The organism is Cellulomonas sp. ATA003 (assembly GCF_031582905.1).
In the GTDB taxonomy this organism is placed as follows: Bacteria; Actinomycetota; Actinomycetes; order Actinomycetales; family Cellulomonadaceae; genus Pengzhenrongella.
In genome coordinates this window covers 1,805,989-1,825,619 of sequence record NZ_CP133990.1, presented here as the reverse complement: position 1 = coordinate 1,825,619, position 19,631 = coordinate 1,805,989, and the positions used below count along the sequence as shown (strand labels likewise).

Sequence of the window (19,631 nt, the reverse complement as noted above, 5' to 3'; positions counted from 1 at the left end):
GGATCACGGTCGGCCTGCGATGCGTGTTCGCGCACAGCACCGGGCTCCACCTCCCGCTGGTCCTCGCCGCACGAGGACAGGCAGCAGACCGTGCCGGCGCCATCAGCTTCGGCGCCGGCGAGTCGCAGCCCGTGCTGCGGCTCGCCGTGACCATGAACGGCAGACGTGGCCCGGTGGAGAGCGCACAGACCGAAGCGCGCGGCGGCAGTGGCAGGTTCGACCAGCAGTCGACCTCCTGGGTCGGTGAGCTCCCCGGGGATGGTCGACTCCGACTGACGGTCGCCTGGCCGGAGATCGGCCTGGCATCGACCCATACCGACCTCGTCCTCCACGGGCTCACGGACCTCGATGCCCGCGCGATCCCCCTGACGTGACGGCGACGGTGGCGGCCCGCAGCAGCGCCCGGGGGCTCACTCCGTCGTGATCCCGTGCGCGCTCGGGCCGGGCCGGATGAGCTCGACGCGCGGGGGCCGAGCCAGGAGCGGCTCCTTCGCCGCGTGGAACTCGCGCACGTGGGGGGCGTCCTCGTGCGCCTGCAGCGCTGCGTCGTCGGCGTAGATCTCGTAGAACACGCGAGCCAGCGCGTCGTCGTCGACGCTGTGGGTGGCGTACACGAGCGTTCCCGGTTCGCGGGCGCGGATGTGCCCGACGACGGCCGCCGTCAGACGGTCGAAGGCCACCGCTGCCTCCCGGTCCCGGACGTCGAACCGCACCACGATCCCGATCACGCGTATCCCGCTCCTCAGCTCTGCTCCACGCACCGGCGTCTGCCGCGCGAGCGCGCACCGCCGGTACCGCCCCGGTGTGCACGCCCGACGTGCTGCGACCCAGCATGCCGGGTCCGACGGCGTCGTCGACCCCTGACCGTCGTCGGCCCCTGAGCGCCGCCGTGCCGCACGGCGGCGTCCGGTCTCAGTACGGTCCTGGCATGGACCAGGCCCCTGACGTCGCAGCGCTGTGGTCAGCCCTGCGTCATGGGCGCCGCGATGACGCCGTCGAGGTGCTGCTGTCGATGCCGGTGGACCGGCGCCAGCGGTTGCGGACCGCGATGCGCGCCCATGAGCGCGTCGTCACCCGCCACCCGGACGGCGCCCGAGCGCCCGCCGGCGAGTGGTCCGGTCCGCTGCGGCGCGGGCACTGGTCGGCTGCGGCCGCAGCGGTCCTCGGGTGCTCACCACTCGCGCACGCGGTCAGGTACGCACCGCTGGACATGCCGGACGCCGTGGACCTGCCCCCGGCGTTCTTCCCCGACCACCTCGACGCCTTCGTCGAGGAGTGGTCGGCCCGCTTCGTCCGCAGCCCGCGTGACGTGGACCGCACCCGCGGCCTGGACGCGATGTTCGACTGGGCGCACGGGGGTCTGACGCCGGCTCCGACCCAGCAGGGTGCGGTGCTGTGCCTGGCGACCGGTACCCCCGGCGCCCGGAGCGGCACCTACCTGCTCCGCTACCTCGAGGCGCGGCCCTGCCTGATCAGGACCACCTTCGCCCGCATCTTCGACGTCGACGGGGTCAGCGGGGCCTCGCTGGCGCAGCGTGACCAGACGACGCCCTGGCCCACCCGGCGGCTGGACAACTACGTCGTCCCGCAGCTCGTCCGGCGCGGTCACTGGAGCCGGGAGTGGGTCCTGGAGGGCGTCGACCGGGCCCTGGGCCGGGGCCAGAGCCCTTACCTCCAGCGCTGGTTCCAGGGACTGGCGCGGATCGTCGGGGCGTGACGGCGGACCGGTACGGGCCTGCAGGTCGCACCGGCGCCACGCCTCATGGGCGACACCGGCGTGGCCCGATCCGCGGGCGTCCGCCGGCGCGGACGAGCGGCGGGACCGAAACGGCCACCGCGTCGCGCTCCGGACGCCACGATGACGGCGTGGACATCTTCGGGGAGATCGCTGACGAGCGACGACGGATGGCCGACCTGCTGGCGGGTCTGACGGCCGAGCAGGGTCGGACCCCGAGCCTGTGCGAGGCGTGGACGGTGCACGACGTCTCCGCTCACCTGATCATGCCGCTGGAGGTGAGCACCGCGAGGCTCGCGGTCACCATGCTCGCCTGCCGGGGAGACTTCGACCGGGCGAACCGGCGCCTCACCCGCCGGGTGGCCGCCCGGCCCCTCGACGAGATCGTCGGCGTCCTGCGCCAGGGGGCCGAGAGCCGGTTCACCCCGCCCGGTGCCGGCCCCGGTGCGCCGCTCACGGACCTGCTCGTGCACGGGCTGGACATCCGGTGGCCGCTCGGCCTGACCCGTGAGCTGCCCGCGGCACGCGCGCGGGCGTCGCTGGAGTTCCTGACGAGCAGGCAGGCCGCCGGCCTCGTCCCTCGCGGCGCGCTCGACGGAGTGCGGCTCGAGGCGGACGACGTCGGCTGGACCCACGGCGCCGGTCCGGTCGTGCGCGGCGACGCCGAGGCGCTCCTGCTGGCGCTCACCGGCCGCACGGTCGGGCTCGAGCACCTCAGCGGCGACGGCCTCCCGGTCCTGCGGACGCGCATCGCCCGCCCGACCCACACCTAGCGCTTCCTCGACCGCGACGCCGACGCGGCAGCGGCTGGCGGTGCCCGGCCGCGGTGCGCTTGCTGGGTCTTAGCTCTCGTCGTCGGCCCAGGGCGCGCCGGTGCCGTCCATGCGCTCGTAGAACGGGTGCCCCGGGACGATGTCCCCGCGCCGCACGACCTGCCCGGTGAACGCTGACGCGTAGATCGCCGCCACGAGCTCCATGGAGTCGCGGACGTCCGCGAGCGGCACCGGCAGCGGCTCGCCGGCGTCGCGCGCGTCGAGCACCGCGACGAGCTGGCTGTCATGGCCGCTGTCCGGGCCCGGCCCGTCGGCGGCCCACACCGCGGCGAGGTCCTCGTGCCCGGGCGCCGGGGTGAAGGTCCAGTCGGCGTCCCCGTAGCCGTACAGGTGCTCGAGCTCGAGCGTGGCGCGTTCGGTGTCGATCCGCACCGACGAGGTCTGCCGCGGCGAGATGGCCGAGCTCGCCATCGTCGCGAGCGCCCCGCCCGGGAAGCGGACGACGGCCATCGAGGCGTCCTCGGTCGCGGTGTCGCGGGCCAGCCGCCCGGCCATCGCCGTCACCTCGGCCCACGGGCCGAGCAGCGAGAGCAGCAGGTCCATCTGGTGGATGCCGTGCCCCATCGTGGTTCCGCCGCCCTCGAAGCTCCCACCGACCGCGCCACGGCACGGCGAAGTAGGCGGGCTCGCGGTACCAGAGCGTGTGGCAGGTCGCGACGAGCGGCCGGCCGAGGGTCCCGTCCGCGAGGAGTCGGGCTGCCCGCCGCGCGGCGCCACCGAAGCGCTGCTGGACGACGACGCCGATGTCGACGCCGGTGGTCTCGGAGGCGTCGAGGAGCCGGTCGACCTCGGCGAGGCTCAGCGCCGGCGGCTTCTCCAGCAGCACCGGGACGCCCGCCTCCAGGCACTGCAGCGCGAGCGGGACATGCGTCCCAGGTGGGGTGCAGATGTGCGCGAGGTCGGGCGGCGGGCCCGCGGGCTGACCGGGGAGCCGCCCGTCGAGGGCGGCGGCGAGGTCGGTGGTCCACGACGCGAGCCCGTGCTCGCGTGCGAAGGCCTCGGCGCGGCCGGCGTCGATGTCCACCCCGGCGACGACGACGGCGCGGCCCCCCTGGGCGGCGATCGCGGCGGCGTGCAGGCCGGCGACGGCGCCCGTGCCCACGACGATCGAGCGGGCCGGGACCGTGGGGGTGGGGCTCACAGGTCTCCTCCGGTGGGGTGCTGCGGTGGTGCGTCGGTGGCCGGCGCATCAGCGGGCGCTGCGTCGGTGGCCGGCAGGGGCGTCACCCGGACGAAGGTCCGGGTTCGTGCGGACTCCAGCAGCGCTTCGATGCACGCCGCCGCGGCGGCGGCCGGACGCGGCGGGGCCGGGTTGTCGGCCCGCCCGGCGACGAGCTCGGCGAACTGGCGCGCCGGTGCCCAGGTGCGGTCGTCCGGCTCGTGCGGCGGCGGGGTCAGCGTCGCGACGGTCCCGTCACCGTGCCGTACCTCGGCGATCCCGGTGGCCATGTCCAGGTCGACGGTGCCGCAGGTGCCGAGGAACCGCACCCGGTGCCGCTCGCCGTTGGCGGCACCCGCCATGCCGGTCGAGGTGACCACCCCGGTGCCGCCGCCGGTGAAGCGCAGGGCCGCGGCGTCGTCCACGTCGACGTCGAGCCCGCGGTGGTCGGTGAACGCCGCCACCTCGGCGACCTCACGACCGGTGACCCAGCAGACCATGCCCATGAGGTGGGTGAGCTGGGTGTGCGCCTGTCCCCCGCCCTGGTCGGCGGCGTAGGTGCCGGCGTGCTGGTCGGCGGGGTCGTCGCCGTCGCGCCCGGGGGTGCGGGAGGCGTCGTCGGCCTCGGCGCGGGCGAACAGCCCGGCGGTGCCCGAGCTGAACTCGGCCATCACCTGCACGAGGTCGCCGATGTCCGACTGCACGGCGCGGCGCACGCGCGCGGCGGTGGGCGCGTACTGGTCGGTGTACCCGATCGCGAGGTGCACCCCGGCCCGCTCCGCGTGCACGACGAGATCCGCCGCCGTCTGCGCCGACGTGGTCATCGGCTTCTCCAGCAGCACGTGGACCCCGGCGTCGAGCGCGCGGGAGGCGAGGTCGTGGTGCGTGACGTGCGGGGTCGCGATGACGACGCCGTCCGGGCACAGGGCGAGCAGGCTGTCCAGGTCCGTGGTCACGTGCGGGACGCCGTGTTCGGAAGCGAGCTGCTCCGCACGCCCACGGTCGGGGTCGCAGATCGCGACGAGCTCGGCGCCGTCGTGCTGCGCGAGCGACGGGACGTGGTGGTTGGCCGACCACCAGCCCGCGCCGACGACGGCGATGCGCGGCCGGTCGGGCCGGTCGGATCCGGTCACCGCAGCGTCCCGTCGGAGCCGGCCGAGCCGCCACCACGCGAGTCGCCCCCGGTCCGCGTCACCCACCGGTGCTCGACCGACACCGCCGCCAGCGCGAGCAGGCCGCCGACGAGCAGCAGGAACGCCTCGAGCATCCACACGAGCAAGGCGCACAGCGCGACCGCGACGACGAGCAGCGCGGTGCCCGTCACGTCCCGCCCGGCCCGGCCGGCGGCCGCACGCACGGCCGTGGGCGTGCGCAGTCCGGGGTGCCAGGTCCCGGCGGTGCGCAGCCCGACCACGACGGCGGCGAGCCCCACGGCGGCGCTCACGGTCCCGATGAGCGCGCCACCGGGCAGGACGCCGCTCCAGGTGAGCCACACGTTCCACCCCGTGAGGGCCAGGACCACTGGCACGCCGAGCGCCAGCAGCCAGAGGTCACGGCACGCGCGACCGAACGCGCGCAGCATGAGGCCGTACGAGTCTGGTTCGCCGGCCAGGTGGCGCCGCAGGTGCAGTGCGCCGGCGGCGACGGCCGGGACGGCCGTCACGACCGGCACGCTCAGCACCATGACGATGACCCCGACGATGCCGACCTCGCCGAGCAGGCCGAGGCGGGTCGTCCCCCGAGCAGGCCGCCCGACGGCGCCGAGGTGTCCTCCGCGTCGTCGTCCGGCACGTCCCACCGGCCACGCCCGGTGCTCATCGTGCCCGTCGCCCGTCCCGTCGCCGCCACGTCACCCCTTCAGCCCCTGGGTGGCGACCCCACCGACGAGGTACCGCTGGAACAGCAGGAAGAACAGCAGCACGGGGACCAGGGCCAGCACCGACATCGCCATCTGGGCGCCGTAGTCGGAGGTGGAGGTCTGGTCGACGAAGAGCCGCAACGCGATCGGCAGCGGGTACAACGACGGGTCCTTGAGGTAGAGCAACGGCCCGAAGAAGTCGTTCCACGACCAGATGAATGCGAAGATCGAGCTCGTCACCAGCGCCGGCTTCATCAGCGGCAGCATGATCGCGGTGAAGATCCGCACGTGGCCGGCGCCGTCGATGCGCGCGGCCTCGTCCAGCTCACGCGGCAGGTTGCGCATGAACTGCACCATGAGGAAGACGAAGAACGCCTCCGCGGCGAGGAACTTCCCGAGCAGCAGCGGGTAGTACGTGTCCACCAGACCGAGATTGTTGAAGACGATGTACTGCGGGATGATCACGACGTGGAACGGCAGCAGGAGCGTGCCGATCATCAGCGCGAACCACACCTTGCGGCCGGGGAAGTCGATGCGCGCGAACGCGTACGAGCTGACCGAGGCCGACAGCGCGACGCCGACCACGGAGGCGACGGCGAGGAACATCGAGTTCCAGAAGAACGTCCAGAACGACACTCCGCCGATTCCCTGCAGGGCGGTGGCGTAGTTCGCGAACGACGCCGACTCCGGCCACAGCGACACGTTCCCGACGATCTGGGACGTCGGCTTGAAGGACGACATCAGCATCCACAGCGCCGGGTAGAGCACGATCGCCGTGACGACGAGGACGAATGCGTGGAACAGCAGTCCCTTGCCACGGTCACGGGTACGAGCCCGGCGGCGCAGCGCTGTGCTCGACTCGCGGCTGACCGTGGGCCGGTCTCGCCCGGCGTGCTCGGGCGCGGTGGTGGTGGACTCGGCCACCACGGTGGGGTCGGTGCTCATGGCTACTTGGCCTCCCCGCTGTAGTGGACCCACGCCTTGGAGCTGCGGAAGAACAGCAGCGTGATGATGCCCACCACGACCACCAGGACCCACGCCATCGCCGAGGCGTACCCCATGCGGAAGTCCTGGAAGCCGCGCTGGTACAGGTACAGCGTGTAGAAGAGCGTCGACCCGGCCGGACCACCGGTACCGCCCGAGATGATGAACGCCGACGCGAAGATCTGGAACGAGTGGATGGTCTCCAGCAGCAGGTTGAAGAACAGCACCGGCGAGAGCATCGGCAGCGTGATCTTGAAGAACTTGCGCACCGGTCCGGCGCCGTCCACCGCAGCGGCCTCGTACAGCTCGGCGGGGACCTGCTTGAGCCCGGCCAGGAAGATGACCATCGGGGCACCGAACTGCCACACGGTCAGCAGGATGAACATCGGCATGGTCTTGGACGGGTCCTCGACCCAGCCGCCGCCCTCCAGGCCGACGGACTGGGAGATCCGGTCGACGATGCCGCGGTCGATGAACATCGCCTTCCAGACGATGGCGATCGAGACGCTCGCCCCGATCAGCGAGGGTGCGTAGAACACCGACCGGTACAGGCCCTGACCCCAGCGGTTGTTGTTCAGCAGCATGGCGACGGCGAGTGCCGCGGCGAGCTTGATCGGGGTGCCGAGCACCACGTACAGACCCGTCACCTTCGCCGACTGGATGAACCTCGGGTCGGAGAAGAGGAGGGTGAAGTTGTCCAGCCCCACCCACGACGGCGGGGCGAACAGGTTGTAGTCCGTGAACGCCAGGTACAGCGAGGCCAGCATGGGCCCGGCTGTCAGGGCGAAGAACCCGAGCAACCACGGGGTGAGGAAGGCGTAGCCGGCGCGGGTCTCCGCCGCCCGCCGCCGCCGCCGGGTGGCGGACGGCGGCGGGACGGCGGGACGACCTGCGGTCCCGGTCACCTCTTCGGTGAGGGTCACGGTCGATTCCGATCAGACGCAGGGACGGTCGGCAATCGCGCTCACTGGACCATCAGGGCGGCCTCGGAGAACCACTGCTCGGCGAATTCGTCGACCGTGATGGTGCCGTAGGCGAGCTCCTCGGCGAGGCGCTTGTACTCGGCCTCGATCGACCCGAAGCCCTTGACCGGGACCGGCACCGGCTCGGTCACGTGGTCGGCGACGGCCTCCTCGTAGGCCACGACGCGGGCGTCGACGCTGCCCTCCTCGAGGGTCATCGCGTCCCGCTGGACCTGCGTGGCCGGCACACCCTTGGAGGTGCCGAAGATGCGACCGACCTCCGGGTCGTTGATGAGGAAGTCGATGAGCATCGCGGCCTCGGCCGGGTGCTCGGTGCTGCCACCGGCCGACAGGAGCATGGACGGCTTGAAGAACATCGCCTTCTCGCCGTCCGGGCCGGTCGGCACGGGGAGCATCTCGATGCTCTCGTCGCCGGAGTCCGCGGTGTACCCGGCGAGGAAGTTGTCCCAGGAGAACTCCGAGGCGGACTCGTTCACCGTGAAGCCGCCCAGCGGCAGGAGCTGGATGCCGCGGTCGACCGGGTAGACCGCGTCGGCGGCCCGCAGGTCCTCGGCCACGCCGAGGAACTCCGTCATGTGCTCCTCGGTGAAGTTGATCTCGCCCTCAGCGCTGAACGGCTCGATGCCCTGCTGGACGAGCCACTGCAGGAAGAACCAGAACGTGTTGGTGTAGTCGGCGCCGCCGTAGATCGGCTGGCCGTCGGGCGCGGTGGCACCGGCCGCCGACACCGCAGCCACGAACTCGTTGTAGTCGTCCCACGTGTAGTCCGCGGCGGGGGGCTCGACCCCGGTCTGCTCGAGCAGGGCGGGGTGGTAGAAGAGCGCCAGCGTGTTGGTGCTCGTCGGGATGCCGACCTGCTTGTCGTCCAGGGCGCCGGAGGCGAGGAGTGCCTCGTCGACCTCGGCGGTGTCGATGCCCTCGCCCAGGTAGGGCGTCAGGTCGAGCAGGTGGTCGTTCTCGTTGTACTCGCGCAGGTACGACAGGTCGAACTGCATGACGTCCGGCAGGGAGCGCCCGGCGGCCTCGGTGGCGCGGGCCGTCCAGTAGTTGGGGAAGTCCTGGAAGCTCGTCTGCACCGTGATGTTCGGGTTGGCCGCCTCGAACAGGTCGAGGGCCTCCTCGTAGCGGGCAGCGCGGTCGTCGTTGCCCCACCAGGTGAAGTTGAGCGTGATCTCCTCGTTGGGGTCCGCCGTGGCGGCGCCCTCGGCGGGGGCGTCGGCGTCCCCGCCCGAGCACGCCCCCAGGGTCAGGGCGGCCGCGGCCGCAAGTCCGACAGCCTTCAGGGTGTACCGCTTCATCGTGGTGAGCCTCTCTGCTCAGAAGGTAAGCGCATTCCCGACCGTAGGGGTGGCCCCTTCAGGCCGTCAAGGGTGAGATTGAAACGTTATAACGTGGTGACGTCGCCGCGACCGGACCGCCCGGGGCTCATCGCTGGGATCGCTGCCCGCGGTCGCGATGAAACGTTACAATGTCGCGGAGGCGTTGACTCGCCTCGCCCTCACCACACCACGGAGCCGTGATGACCCAGCGCCAGATCCCTCGTTGGTCCGAGCTCAAGCCGCTGATGCGGCCCAAGCCGCTCGTCCTGGACCCGACGCAGCGCCGGCTCGGCGAGGCGCTCACGATCGGGGACCTGCGCCAGGTCGCTCGTCGCCGGACCCCGCGCTCGGTCTTCGACTACACCGACGGCGCCGCCGAGGGCGAGATCAGCCTGCGGCGCGCACGGACGGTGTTCCGGGACCTCGAGCTGCGTCCGTCGATCCTCCAGGACGTGTCGGCCGTGGACACCACCACAGACTTCCTGGGCCGCCCCGCCGGGGTCCCCTTCGCCTTCGCGCCGACGGGGTTCACCCGCCTCATGCACCACGAGGGCGAGCGCGCCGTGGTCAAGGTCGCGGGCCGTCGCAACATCCCGTATGCGCTGTCGACCATGGGGACGACGTCGATCGAGGACGTCGCCGCGGCGTCGCCCGAGGCGCGCAAGTGGTTCCAGCTCTACGTGTGGAAGGACCGCTCCGCCGGCGAGGACCTCATGGCCCGCGCCAAGGCGTCCGGGTACGAGGCGCTCATGCTCACCGTCGACGTGCCCGTCGCCGGTGCGCGCCTGCGGGACGCCCGCAACGGCTTCTCGATCCCCCGGCGCTGTCCGCGAAGACGGTCCTGGACGCGGCGACGCACCCCGCGTGGTGGATGAACCTGCTGACCACCGAGACGCTGACGTTCGCGTCGCTGTCCGAGTGGGACGGCACAGTCGCCGAGCTGCTGGACAAGCTGTTCGACCCGTCCATGACCATCGCGGACCTGGAGTGGTTGCGCGCGAGCTGGGATGGCCCGCTGATCATCAAGGGCATCCAGACCGTCGAGGACGCCCGCCTGGTCAGCGACGCCGGTGCCGACGCCGTCGTGCTGTCCAACCACGGAGGCCGTCAGCTGGACCGCGCGCCGGTCCCGCTGCGCCTCGTGCCGGACGTCGTCGAGGCGCTCGACGGGCGCAGCGAGGTGTGGGTCGACACCGGCATCACCAGCGGCGCCGACGTCGTCGCCGCGCTCGCCCTCGGCGCGGACGCCACGATGATCGGCCGGGCGTACCTCTACGGCCTCATGGCCGGCGGTGAGCGCGGGGTGGACCGCGCCGCGGAGATCCTCACGAAGGAGGTCCGCCGCACGATGGCGCTGCTCGGGGTGCGCAGCGTGGACGAGCTCGGTCCCCAGCACGTGCGCCTGCCCTGACGCCCGCGTGACCGCGCCCGCCACCGACGTCACGGCCGTCGCGGCCGTCCCGGCGGTCCCGCTGCTGCGCCGGCGCGCGTTCCGGTTCTACGTCTCGGCCCAGCTGCTCGGCAGCAGCGGGATCTGGATGCTGCGGATGGCCACGGACTGGCTCGTGCTCGACCTGACCGGCAGCCCGGCGGCGGTCGGGCTGCTGGTCGCCCTGCAGTTCCTGCCGCTGTTCGTGGTCGGCCCGATGGGCGGCGTCCTGGCCGACCGGTACGACCGGCGCCGGCTCGTGCTGGGCACCCAGACGTGCTCGGCGGCGGTCGCCGCCGGGCTGGCCGCGCTCACCCTCACCGGGGTCGTGACCGTCGGGCACCTGTACGTCGCGGCGGTTGTGCTCGGTCTCGTCGCCGCGGTCGAGCTGCCGGCGCGCCAGGCACTGGTCGGCGAGGTGGTGGGCGACGCGTCGCTGCGCTCGGCGGTCAGCATGAACAACGCGCTGAACCAGGGCGGTGGACTCGTCGGCCCGGCGGTGGCCGGGATCGTCATCGCGCAGGTCGGGCAGGGCTGGGCGTTCGGCGCCAACGCCGTCGTGTGCCTGGCCGTCGTGGCGCTCATCGCGGCGATCCGCCCCGGCGAGCTGATCCGGGCCCCCGTCATCCCCCGCGCACGCGGACAGCTGCGCGAGGGCTTCCGGTTCGTCGCCCAGCGGCCGCACCTGCTCTGGGTGGTGGTGCTCGCCGGGCTCATGGGCGCCCTGGGCATGAACGGTCCGGTCGTGCTGGCCTCGTTCGCCGACGGGGTGTGGGGCACCGGGGCGCAGGGCTTCGGGCTGTACAACACGGTCAGCGCGGTCGGCGCCCTGCTGGGCGCGGTGCTGGCCGCCCGGCTCGCGCGCCTGCGCGCCCGCGTGCTCGTGCTGGGTGCAGCGCTGTTCGCGGTCACCGAGGCAGCGGCCGCCGTCATGCCGACGCACCTGGCCTTCGTGATCGCCCTCGGCGCCGTCGGAGCGGCGACCCTGTTCTTCCTCACCTGCGCGGCGACGTACGTCCAGCTCGCCGCGGACCCGTCCGTGCGAGGCCGGGTCCTGGGCATCTACTCCCCGTCCTGCTCGGCGGGCACGCGCTGGGCGCGCTGCTCCAGGGCTGGCTCGCCGAGCAGCTCGGCGTTCGCCTCGGCCTCGTCGTCACCGGCGGGCTCGCGCTCCTCGCGACCGCGGCCGTCGGTGCGGCGCTCGCCCGCACCCGCCACCCCGTGGCGATCCCCGACCACACCACCGCACCGCACGCCCCTTCGAGAGGAACGCAGCACCCATGACAGCAGACCACGGGCACACACCCGGTACCCGCTTCCCGGAGGTCACCGGCCTCGCGTACGGCGGCGACTACAACCCCGAGCAGTGGCCGGTCGCCACGCAGGTCGAGGACGTCGAGCTCATGCGCGAGGCGGGGGTCAACCTCGTCAGCGTCGCGATCTTCTCCTGGGCGATGCTCGAGCCGCGCGAGGGCGAGTACGACTGGGACTGGCTGGACGCGGTCCTTGACCGGCTCCACGCGGGTGGCATCCGGGTCGCGCTCGCGACCGCGACCGCGTCACCGCCGCCGTGGCTCACGCGCGGGCACCCGGAGATCCTCCCGCAGCTCGCCGACGGGACCGTCCTCGGTCAGGGCGGCCGGCAGGCGTACGCGGTGTCCTCCCCGTGTTCCGCGACTACGCGCTGCGGATGACCCGCGCGATGGCCGAGCGGTACGGGCAGCACCCCGCCGTCGCGCTGTGGCACGTCGACAACGAGCTCGGCTGCCACGTCCCGCACGACTTCTCGGACGATGCCGCTTCCGCGTTCCGGCGCTGGCTCGAGGCGCGGTACGGGACCGTGGCGGCGCTCAACGCGGCGTGGGGGACGGCCTTCTGGTCCCAGCGGTACGACTCCTTCGACGAGGTGCTGCCGCCGCGCACCGCGCCCACCTACGCCAACCCCACCCAGCAGCTGGACTTCGCGCGCTACTCCTCCGACGAGCTGCTCACCCATTACCGGGCCCTGCGCGACCTGCTGCGCGAGCTCACACCGCACATCCCCACCACGACCAACCTCATGCTGTCCACGGGCACGAAGTGGATGGACTACTTCTCCTGGGCCGGTGACCTCGACGTCGTCGCGAACGACCACTATCTGCCCGCCCGGGACCCCGAGGGGCACGTCGAGCTCGCCTTCAGCGCGGACCTGACCCGCGGCGTCGCCGGTGGCGCGCCGTGGATCCTCATGGAGCACTCGACGTCGGCGGTCAACTGGCAGCCGCGCAACCGGGCCAAGGGGCCGGGCGAGATGCTGCGCAACTCCCTGACGCACGTCGCCCGCGGCGCGGACGCGGTCATGTTCTTCCAGTGGCGCCAGTCCGCGGCCGGCGCGGAGAAGTACCACTCCGCGATGCTGCCGCACGCCGGCACGGACACCGACGTGTGGCGCAACACGGTCGCGCTCGGCGACGCGCTGCGGGCGCTCGCGCCGATCAAGGGCAGCCGCGTCCGGGCCGATGTCGCCCTCGTCTTCGACTACCCGTCGTGGTGGGGCAGCGAGCTCGACTCCCACCCCACCCAGGACCTGCGCTACGCCGACGGCGTCCGCGACTGGTACCGCCAGCTCTGGCACCGGGGCGTCACGGTCGACGTCGTCCCGGCCGGTGCGGACCTGACCGGCTACCGGCTCGTCGTCGTCCCGACCCTCTACACCGTGACCGACGACGTCGCCGAGCGCGTCGCGACCGCGGCCCGCGGCGGGGCCAGCGTGCTGGTCACCTACTTCAGCGGGATCGTCGACGAGCACGACCACGTGCGCCTCGGCGGGTACCCGGGCGCGTTCCGCGAGCTCCTGGGCGTGCGCACCGAGGAGCTCTACCCGCTCGGCGCCGACGAGCGCCTCACCCTCGACGACGGCACGACCGCCACCCTGTGGAGCGAGAAGACCCACCTCACCGGCGCCGAGGCGGTCCGGACCTGGGCCGACGGCGCGCTCGCCGGCCACCCGGCCGTGACCCGGCACGCCGTCGGCACGGGGGCGGCCTGGTACGCCGCGACCCGCCTCGACGACGACGCCGCCTCCCGCCTCACCGACGCCCTCCTCGCCGAGGCCGGCGTCACCCCCGTCGTGGCCGACCTGCCGTCCGGCGTCGAGGTCGTGCGCCGGCACGCGGCCGGGGACGGGACCGCCGAGGGGGCGACCTCGGACGCGACGTTCCTCTTCGTCCTCAACCACACCGCGGACGACGTCGTCGTCGCGGCCCGCGGGGTCGACCTGCTGACCGGTGGCTCGGCGGACGGGACGCTCACCGTGCCCGCGCACGGGGTCGCCGTCGTGCAGGAGGGCTGACCGCACCAGCGTCGAGGTGCCCACGAGCGGGCCGGTCCCTGCAGGGACCGGCCCGCTCGTCGCGTCGCCTGCCGTCGCGTCGCCTGCCGTCGCGCTGCGACGGTCCGCCCGCATCCGTCCCGTGCACCCCTTGCGCGCCCGGCCGGCTCCATGGTTCATTACTAGAGTAACGAACCAGTGAAGCTTTGGGAGAAGGTGCGGGGATGTTCGACGGTCGTGACCCCATCTACCTCCAGATCGCCGACGGCATCCGCGCCGACATCCTCAGCGGCGCGCTCGCGGAGGAGGACCAGGTCATGTCCACCACGCAGTACGCGACCACGTACCGCATCAACCCGGCGACCGCCGCCAAGGCCTTCGCCCAGCTCGTCGACGAGGGCGTCGTCTACAAGCGGCGAGGGGTCGGCATCTTCGTCGCGCCCGGGGCACGCGAGCGCCTCCTCGCCGACCGGCGCGAGACCTTCTTCGCCGACGTGGTCGAGCCCGTCGCCGCCCAGGCCCGACTCCTCGGGGTCCCCCTCGAGGAGGTCGTCGACCGCCTGCGCACCGTGGACGCCGAGGCTCGGACGACCGCCCCCACCGGCCCCGGCACCACGCCCACCGGTCCGCCTCCCATCACCCCCATCACCCCCGTTCCCCCGAGGAGCAGCGATGAGCTTCGACATCGCGGTCCGTGACCTCACCGTCCGGTACGGCCGCACCACGGCGCTCGACGGCGTCTCGTTCGACCTGGGCGCGGGGACCATCCTCGGGCTGCTCGGACGCAACGGGTCGGGCAAGACGACCCTGCTGTCGGTCCTGGCGGCCTATCGCCGGGCCTCCGGCGGCTCCGTCCTCGTCGACGGCGAGGACCCGTGGGAGAACGCCCGCGTCATGGCCGGCACCTGCCTGGTCCGGGAGAGCGGCGACGTCGTGGAGACCGCGTGCCGCCACGTGCTGCGGTACGCGGCCGCCGCCCGGCCGCAGTGGGACGCCGACCTCGCCGACCGACTCGTGGACCGGTTCGAGATCCCGCTCCGCAAGAAGCCCACCGAGCTGTCGCGCGGCAAGCGGTCCGCGCTGGGCGTCGTCGTCGGCCTCGCCTCGCGGGCACCGCTGACGATGTTCGACGAGGCCTACCTCGGCCTGGACGCTCCGTCGCGGTACCTGTTCTACGACGAGCTGCTGGCCGACTACGCCGCCCACCCGCGCACGATCATCCTGTCCAGCCACCTCATCGAGGAGGTCGAGCGGCTCTTCGAACGGGTGCTCATCCTCGACCGCGGGCGCGTCCTGGTCGACGACGACGCCGACACCCTCCGCTCCCGCGGGATGAGCGTCACCGGCCCCGCGGACGCCGTCGAGGCGTTCACCGCGCACCGCACTGTGCTCGGGCGGCGTTCCCTCGGGCGGACGGCGGAGGCGACCGTCCTCGACGTCGCGCCGTCCCCGGACGCCGACCCCGCCCTGGCCGCGGACCGCCAGGCGCGCGACCTCGGGCTCGACGTGGGTCCCGTCCCCCTGCAGGACCTCTTCGTCCACCTCACCCGAGGAGACCAGCGATGACCACGACCGAGCGCCGTCCCGGCTCTGCCTCCGATCCCGCCCCCGGCTCGCCCGCGACATCCCGTCGCTCCCCGACCTTGCGGACCGCCGGGCAGCTGCTGTCGGTCCAGCTCGTCCTCGGCGCGGGGTTGTGGGGGTCGTCGCCGTGGTCGCCGTCGTGCTGACCGTGGTGCTGCACCGCGTCGACGAGCTCGAGGGCAGCGTGTGGGAGATGCTCGACCAGGGCCCCCGGTGGTTCCTGTTCGCGATGGGGATAGCCGTCGTCACCGGGTACCTCACCGCGCACGTCGCGAACGGGATGACGCGGCGGTCGTTCACCGCCGCGGCGACCGTGGCCGGGCTGGGCGTCGTCGCCGCCTACGCCGTCGTGACCGCCGTCGGCTACCTCGTCGAGCGTGCGGTGTTCGACGCCCGCGGGTGGCCGACGACCCTGGGCAGCCACCACCTGTACACCGACACCGGCCAGATCGCTCTCGTCCTCGCCGAGAACGGGCTGGTCCCGGCCGTGTACGCCGCGTCCGGACTGTGCGTCGGCGCGGTCTACTACCGCGGGGGCGGGTGGTGGGGCACCCTCACGCTCCCCCTGACCGTCGGTCCCGTCCTGGTCGCCGAGGCGGCTGCCCGGCCGGACTGGGTCGCCGCCGCGCCCGGTCCGCTCGGCGGGGGCGACCCGCTGCCCACCGTCGTCCTCGCGGCTGTCTGCCTCGGGCTCGCCGCGGCCCTGCTGGCCGTGACGCACGCTGCGCTGCGCGGCGCACCGCTCCGCGCGCCGACCGGCTGAGCCGGTCGGACGACCGGCGGGACCGCACCCCGCGCCGCACCCCCGCGCCGCACTCGCGCTCCGCCCTCACGGACTGGACGCACCGACGCACCGACGCACACCGACGCACCGGAGGGAACCACCATGAGCGCACCCGTCCTCGAGGTCGCGCACCTGCGCAAGACCTACGGCGACCGAGTCGCGGTCGACGACGTGAGTCTCACCGTCCAGCGCGGCGAGGTGGTCGGCATCCTCGGCCGCAACGGCGCCGGCAAGACGACCACGGTCGAGTGCCTCGCCGGGCTGCGCGTCCCGGACGCGGGCCACGTCCGCGTCCTCGGGCTCGACCCGCGCACGGACGGTCCGGCGCTGCGCGAGCGGCTCGCGCTGCAGCTCCAGGAGAGCGAGCTGCCCGCCGCCCTCACCGTCCGGGAGGCCCTGACGCTGTACGCGTCGTTCTACGCCGACCCGGCCGACCCCGACGCCCTGCTCGCCGACCTCGGGCTCACCGACCAGGCCGGCACGCGCTTCGGTCGGCTGTCCGGCGGTCAGAAGCAGCGCGTGTCCGTCGCGCTCGCCCTCGTCGGCAACCCCGAGGTGGCGATCCTCGACGAGCTCACCACCGGGCTGGACCCGCAGGCGCGGCGCGACACCTGGCGCCTCGTCGAGGCCGTCCGGGACCGGGGCGTGACGATCCTGCTCGTCACGCACCTCATGGAGGAGGCGGAACGGCTGTGCGACCGGATCGTGGTCATCGACGCCGGTCGGGTCGTCGCCACCGGGACGCCCGCGGACCTCGCCGCCCAGGCCGGCGGCGACGTCGTCGTCCGCCTGAGCCCCGACGTCCCGCTGCCCGACGGCGCCCTCGACGCGGTCCCGGGCGTGCACGCGGTGCGCCTCGTCCCGGTGCCGGGCGCCGCGGACCGAGCGCCCGAGGTCGAGGTGCGCTGCACCGACGACGCCGTGCAGGACGTCCTCGTCGCCCTCGCGCACGCCGGCGTGCGCGCCCACCGGGTCCGCCTCGAGCAGCGCACGCTCGAGGACGCCTTCGTCCGGCTCACGACGCAGCACTCGGAGGTCTGAGATGTCCGCCACCGGTCCCGCGGTCCTCGCCCGCCTCACCGTCGTCGAGGCACGGCTGTCCTGGCGTGATCCCGCCGCGGTGTTCTTCGGGCTCGTGTTCCCGGGGCTGCTGCTGGTCGTCCTCGGGCTGGCCATGCCGTGGGCGGATGAGCCGTTCGACGCCGGCGACCCGGACCTCGCGCAGGTCACCGCCATCACCGCCTACACCCCGATCGTGCTCGCGCTCGCGATCGCGACGGTGGCGTTCTCCACGTTCCCCGCCGTCCTGGCCGGCTACCGCGAGAAGGGCGTGCTGCGCCGACTGTCGACCACGCCGCTGCCGCCGTCCCGCGTTCTCGTCGCCCAGCTCCTGGTGAGCGGGGGGACGCTCGTCGCGGCGTCGGTGCTCGCGGTCGTGCTCGCCGTCGTCCTGCTGGACATCTCGCTCCCCCGCAGCCCGGTGCTCGTCGTGGCCTCGTTCCTGCTCGGGGCGGCCTCCGCGCTCGCCGTCGGCTGCCTCATCGCCGCGCGTGCGGGCACCGCCGGCGCCGCGACCGGGGTCGGGATGCTCGCCTTCTTCACCTCGCTGTTCTTCGCCGGGGTGTGGATGCCCCTGCCGCTCATGCCCCCGGTCATCCAGACGATCAGCGCGTACACCCCCGTGGGCGCGGCGTCCGGCGCGCTCGCCGCCGGCTGGTACGGCACCGGGGTCCCGGCGCTCGAGCTGACCGTGATGGCGGTGTGGACGGCGGTCTGCGTCCCGCTCGCCGCCCGCCTGTTCCGCTGGACCTAGGCCGTCGACCGCCGCGCGGTCCGTCACCCGGACCGCGCGGCCCTCGCCGGCGCCCGCGTGGCACCATGCCCGGGCGAGGCCGCCGTCGTCGGCGCCGCCCGCTCCCCGGCCCGCCCGCTCCCCGGCTCCGCATGCTCCCCGGCTCCGCCCTGCGACGACGAACGGAAGACCCGCGTGTCCCACCCCGCGACCACCACGCCCCGCATCCCGGAGGCCGACGAGTCCGACTCCGTGCTGGCCGCGCTGCGCTCCCCGCGACGGCTGCGCACCGAGGTCCTCGGCGGGCTCGTCGTCGCGCTCGCGCTCATCCCCGAGGCCATCTCGTTCTCGATCATCGCCGGGGTCGACCCGCGGCTGGGGCTGTTCGCGTCGTTCACCATGGCGGTGTCCATCGCGTTCCTCGGCGGTCGCCCCGCGATGATCTCCGCGGCGACCGGGGCCATCGCGCTCGTCATCGCGCCGGTCGCCCGGGAGTACGGGGTCGACTACCTGCTGGCGACCGTGATCCTCGGCGGCCTCATCCAGGTCGTCCTGGGTGTGCTCGGCATCGCGCGGCTCATGCGGTTCGTGCCCCGCTCGGTCATGGTCGGCTTCGTCAACGCGCTGGCGATCCTCATCTTCCTGGCCCAGCTGCCCCACCTGCGCGACGTTCCCTGGGCCGTGTACCCGCTGGTCGCCGTCGGCCTCGTCATCGTCTTCGGGCTGCCGCGGCTCTCAAACGTCGTGCCGGCCCCGCTGGTGGCGATCGTCCTGCTGACGGCGTTCACGGTCACCGCGGCTGTCACGGTGCCCACCGTGGGCGACGAGGGTGAGCTGCCCGAGAGCCTGCCCGCGCTGCTGTTCCCCGACGTGCCGCTGACCCTCGAGACGCTGCAGATCATCGCCCCGTTCGCCCTCGCCATGGCCGTCGTCGGCCTCCTCGAGTCCCTCATGACCGCCAAGCTCGTCGACGACATCACCGACACGCACTCGAACAAGACCCGCGAGAGCTGGGGTCAGGGGGCGGCGAACGTCATCACCGGCTTCTTCGGGGGGATGGGCGGCTGCGCGATGATCGGCCAGACGATGATCAACGTGAAGGCGTCCGGCGCCCGCACGCGGATCTCCACCTTCCTGGCCGGGGTGTTCCTGCTCGCGCTCGTCGTCGGGCTCGGCGATCTCGTCGCGATCATCCCGATGGCAGCACTCGTGGCCGTGATGATCCTCGTGGCGATCTCCACGTTCGACTGGCACTCCGTCCGGCCCTCGACGCTGCGCCGCATGCCGCGCTCGGAGACCGCCGTGATGCTCGCCACGGTCGTGGTCACCGTGGTCAGCCACAACCTCGCCTACGGCGTCGGCGTCGGGGTCCTGGTCGCGATGGTCGCGTTCGCGCGCCGGGTCGCGCACCTGACCACGGTCACCCGCCTGGACGCCTCCGACGACGACGCCCAGCGCGTGTACGCGGTCACCGGGGAGCTGTTCTTCGCGTCGTCCAACGACCTCGTCTACCAGTTCGACTACGCCGGCGACCCCCGCGAGGTCGTCATCGACCTGTCCGGCGCGCACATCTGGGACGCCTCCACGGTGGCCGCGCTGGACGCCATCACCACGAAGTACGCGTCGAAGGGCAAGACGGTCACGATCCGGGGCCTGGACCCGGACAGCGCCCGTCGCCACGAGCGGCTCGCCGGTCAGCTCGGCGGGGGTCACTGAGCATCCGCGACGGCACCTGACCACGGCGCCCGACGACGGCGCGCACGGCCTCCGACGCGCCGTTACGCTGTCCGCGGTGCGCCGGGAAGTCTGGTCGGCAACGTCTTGTCGACCCCGCGTCTGTGTCGACCCCAGATCACCCCAA

At 73.3% G+C, this 19,631-nt stretch carries 18 protein-coding genes and 3 pseudogenes; 13 read left to right on the top strand and 8 right to left on the bottom strand.

The window, feature by feature from the left end:
• The first annotated feature begins 131 nt into the window (after positions 1-131).
• Positions 132-374: a hypothetical protein gene (locus tag REH70_RS08890; protein ID WP_310753807.1), complete on the top strand. Its 243-nt coding sequence runs from the start codon at positions 132-134 to the stop codon at positions 372-374.
• Positions 375-410: 36 nt separating this feature from the next.
• Here the strand turns inward: REH70_RS08890 and REH70_RS08885 are convergent, their stop codons facing one another.
• Positions 411-728 carry a putative quinol monooxygenase gene (locus tag REH70_RS08885; RefSeq protein WP_310753806.1) on the bottom strand — a complete coding sequence of 106 codons (318 nt, stop codon included), beginning with the start codon at positions 726-728 and terminating at the stop codon, positions 411-413.
• A 200-nt stretch (positions 729-928) separates the two neighbouring features.
• On the opposite strand from REH70_RS08885, the gene REH70_RS08880 reads away from it, so the two are divergent.
• Positions 929-1,717 carry a hypothetical protein gene (locus tag REH70_RS08880; protein ID WP_310753805.1) on the top strand — a complete coding sequence of 263 codons (789 nt, stop codon included), beginning with the start codon at positions 929-931 and terminating at the stop codon, positions 1,715-1,717.
• Positions 1,718-1,866: 149 nt separating this feature from the next.
• Positions 1,867-2,508 carry a maleylpyruvate isomerase family mycothiol-dependent enzyme gene (locus REH70_RS08875; protein ID WP_310753804.1) on the top strand — a complete coding sequence of 214 codons (642 nt, stop codon included), beginning with the start codon at positions 1,867-1,869 and terminating at the stop codon, positions 2,506-2,508.
• Positions 2,509-2,577: 69 nt separating this feature from the next.
• On the opposite strand, the gene REH70_RS08870 is transcribed toward REH70_RS08875, so the two are convergent.
• The 7 genes and pseudogenes from REH70_RS08870 to REH70_RS08840 form a co-directional block, all read right to left on the bottom strand.
• Entirely contained in the window at positions 2,578-3,132 is a 555-nt protein-coding gene (locus REH70_RS08870; RefSeq protein ID WP_310753803.1) for a Gfo/Idh/MocA family oxidoreductase, read from the bottom strand.
• Between the two features lie 235 nt (positions 3,133-3,367).
• Positions 3,368-3,670 (bottom strand): annotated as a pseudogene (locus REH70_RS08865) (Gfo/Idh/MocA family protein); the annotation flags it as partial.
• Between the two features lie 35 nt (positions 3,671-3,705).
• Positions 3,706-4,860, bottom strand: coding sequence for a Gfo/Idh/MocA family oxidoreductase (locus REH70_RS08860; RefSeq protein WP_310753802.1), 1,155 nt, complete (start codon positions 4,858-4,860; stop codon positions 3,706-3,708).
• Positions 4,857-5,525, bottom strand: coding sequence for a hypothetical protein (locus tag REH70_RS08855; protein ID WP_310753800.1), 669 nt, complete (start codon positions 5,523-5,525; stop codon positions 4,857-4,859). Before REH70_RS08855 ends, REH70_RS08860 begins: the two co-directional genes overlap by 4 nt.
• Before the next feature lie 51 nt (positions 5,526-5,576).
• Positions 5,577-6,530 carry a carbohydrate ABC transporter permease gene (locus REH70_RS08850; RefSeq protein WP_310753799.1) on the bottom strand — a complete coding sequence of 318 codons (954 nt, stop codon included), beginning with the start codon at positions 6,528-6,530 and terminating at the stop codon, positions 5,577-5,579.
• A 2-nt stretch (positions 6,531-6,532) separates the two neighbouring features.
• A complete protein-coding gene (locus REH70_RS08845; RefSeq protein ID WP_310754214.1) occupies positions 6,533-7,474 on the bottom strand; it encodes a sugar ABC transporter permease in 942 nt (313 codons plus the stop codon).
• A 59-nt stretch (positions 7,475-7,533) separates the two neighbouring features.
• On the bottom strand, positions 7,534-8,850 hold the full coding sequence (locus REH70_RS08840) for an extracellular solute-binding protein (RefSeq protein ID WP_310753798.1): 1,317 nt from the start codon (positions 8,848-8,850) through the stop codon (positions 7,534-7,536).
• 221 nt (positions 8,851-9,071) lie between these two features.
• On the opposite strand from REH70_RS08840, the pseudogene REH70_RS08835 reads away from it, so the two are divergent.
• The 10 genes and pseudogenes from REH70_RS08835 (at position 9,072) to REH70_RS08790 (ending at position 19,486) form a co-directional block, all read left to right on the top strand.
• Positions 9,072-10,282, top strand: a pseudogene (locus REH70_RS08835) (alpha-hydroxy-acid oxidizing protein).
• A gap of 7 nt (positions 10,283-10,289) precedes the next feature.
• Positions 10,290-11,810 (top strand): MFS transporter, encoded by a 1,521-nt coding sequence (locus tag REH70_RS08830; RefSeq protein ID WP_310753797.1) that lies wholly within the window; start codon positions 10,290-10,292, stop codon positions 11,808-11,810.
• A pseudogene (locus tag REH70_RS08825) lies at positions 11,704-13,631 on the top strand (beta-galactosidase). The gene REH70_RS08830 and the pseudogene REH70_RS08825 overlap by 107 nt, the downstream one beginning before the upstream one ends.
• A gap of 203 nt (positions 13,632-13,834) precedes the next feature.
• Positions 13,835-14,308, top strand: a complete 474-nt coding sequence (locus tag REH70_RS08820; RefSeq protein WP_310753796.1) for a GntR family transcriptional regulator — start codon at positions 13,835-13,837, stop codon at positions 14,306-14,308.
• Positions 14,283-15,176 carry an ABC transporter ATP-binding protein gene (locus tag REH70_RS08815; protein ID WP_310753794.1) on the top strand — a complete coding sequence of 298 codons (894 nt, stop codon included), beginning with the start codon at positions 14,283-14,285 and terminating at the stop codon, positions 15,174-15,176. The genes REH70_RS08820 and REH70_RS08815 overlap by 26 nt, the downstream gene beginning before the upstream one ends.
• Entirely contained in the window at positions 15,173-15,340 is a 168-nt protein-coding gene (locus REH70_RS08810) for a hypothetical protein (protein WP_310753793.1), read from the top strand. The genes REH70_RS08815 and REH70_RS08810 overlap by 4 nt, the downstream gene beginning before the upstream one ends.
• On the top strand, positions 15,322-15,957 hold the full coding sequence (locus REH70_RS08805; protein ID WP_310753792.1) for a hypothetical protein: 636 nt from the start codon (positions 15,322-15,324) through the stop codon (positions 15,955-15,957). The genes REH70_RS08810 and REH70_RS08805 overlap by 19 nt, the downstream gene beginning before the upstream one ends.
• Before the next feature lie 123 nt (positions 15,958-16,080).
• Positions 16,081-17,019 (top strand): ABC transporter ATP-binding protein, encoded by a 939-nt coding sequence (locus tag REH70_RS08800; protein ID WP_310753791.1) that lies wholly within the window; start codon positions 16,081-16,083, stop codon positions 17,017-17,019.
• A 1-nt stretch (position 17,020) separates the two neighbouring features.
• Positions 17,021-17,791, top strand: a complete 771-nt coding sequence (locus REH70_RS08795) for an ABC transporter permease (protein WP_310753790.1) — start codon at positions 17,021-17,023, stop codon at positions 17,789-17,791.
• A 174-nt stretch (positions 17,792-17,965) separates the two neighbouring features.
• Entirely contained in the window at positions 17,966-19,486 is a 1,521-nt protein-coding gene (locus REH70_RS08790; RefSeq protein WP_310753788.1) for a SulP family inorganic anion transporter, read from the top strand.
• The last annotated feature ends 145 nt before the right edge of the window (positions 19,487-19,631 follow it).

Coding starts and splice junctions, on each gene's coding strand:
- REH70_RS08880 (WP_310753805.1), top strand. CDS start 929: ATGGACCAGGCCCCTGACGTCGCAGCGCTGTGGTCAGCCCTGCGTCAT.
- REH70_RS08870 (WP_310753803.1), bottom strand. CDS start 3,132: ATGGGGCACGGCATCCACCAGATGGACCTGCTGCTCTCGCTGCTCGGC.
- REH70_RS08850 (WP_310753799.1), bottom strand. CDS start 6,530: ATGAGCACCGACCCCACCGTGGTGGCCGAGTCCACCACCACCGCGCCC.
- REH70_RS08840 (WP_310753798.1), bottom strand. CDS start 8,850: ATGAAGCGGTACACCCTGAAGGCTGTCGGACTTGCGGCCGCGGCCGCC.
- REH70_RS08820 (WP_310753796.1), top strand. CDS start 13,835: ATGTTCGACGGTCGTGACCCCATCTACCTCCAGATCGCCGACGGCATC.
- REH70_RS08815 (WP_310753794.1), top strand. CDS start 14,283: ATGAGCTTCGACATCGCGGTCCGTGACCTCACCGTCCGGTACGGCCGC.
- REH70_RS08810 (WP_310753793.1), top strand. CDS start 15,173: ATGACCACGACCGAGCGCCGTCCCGGCTCTGCCTCCGATCCCGCCCCC.
- REH70_RS08800 (WP_310753791.1), top strand. CDS start 16,081: ATGAGCGCACCCGTCCTCGAGGTCGCGCACCTGCGCAAGACCTACGGC.
- REH70_RS08795 (WP_310753790.1), top strand. CDS start 17,021: ATGTCCGCCACCGGTCCCGCGGTCCTCGCCCGCCTCACCGTCGTCGAG.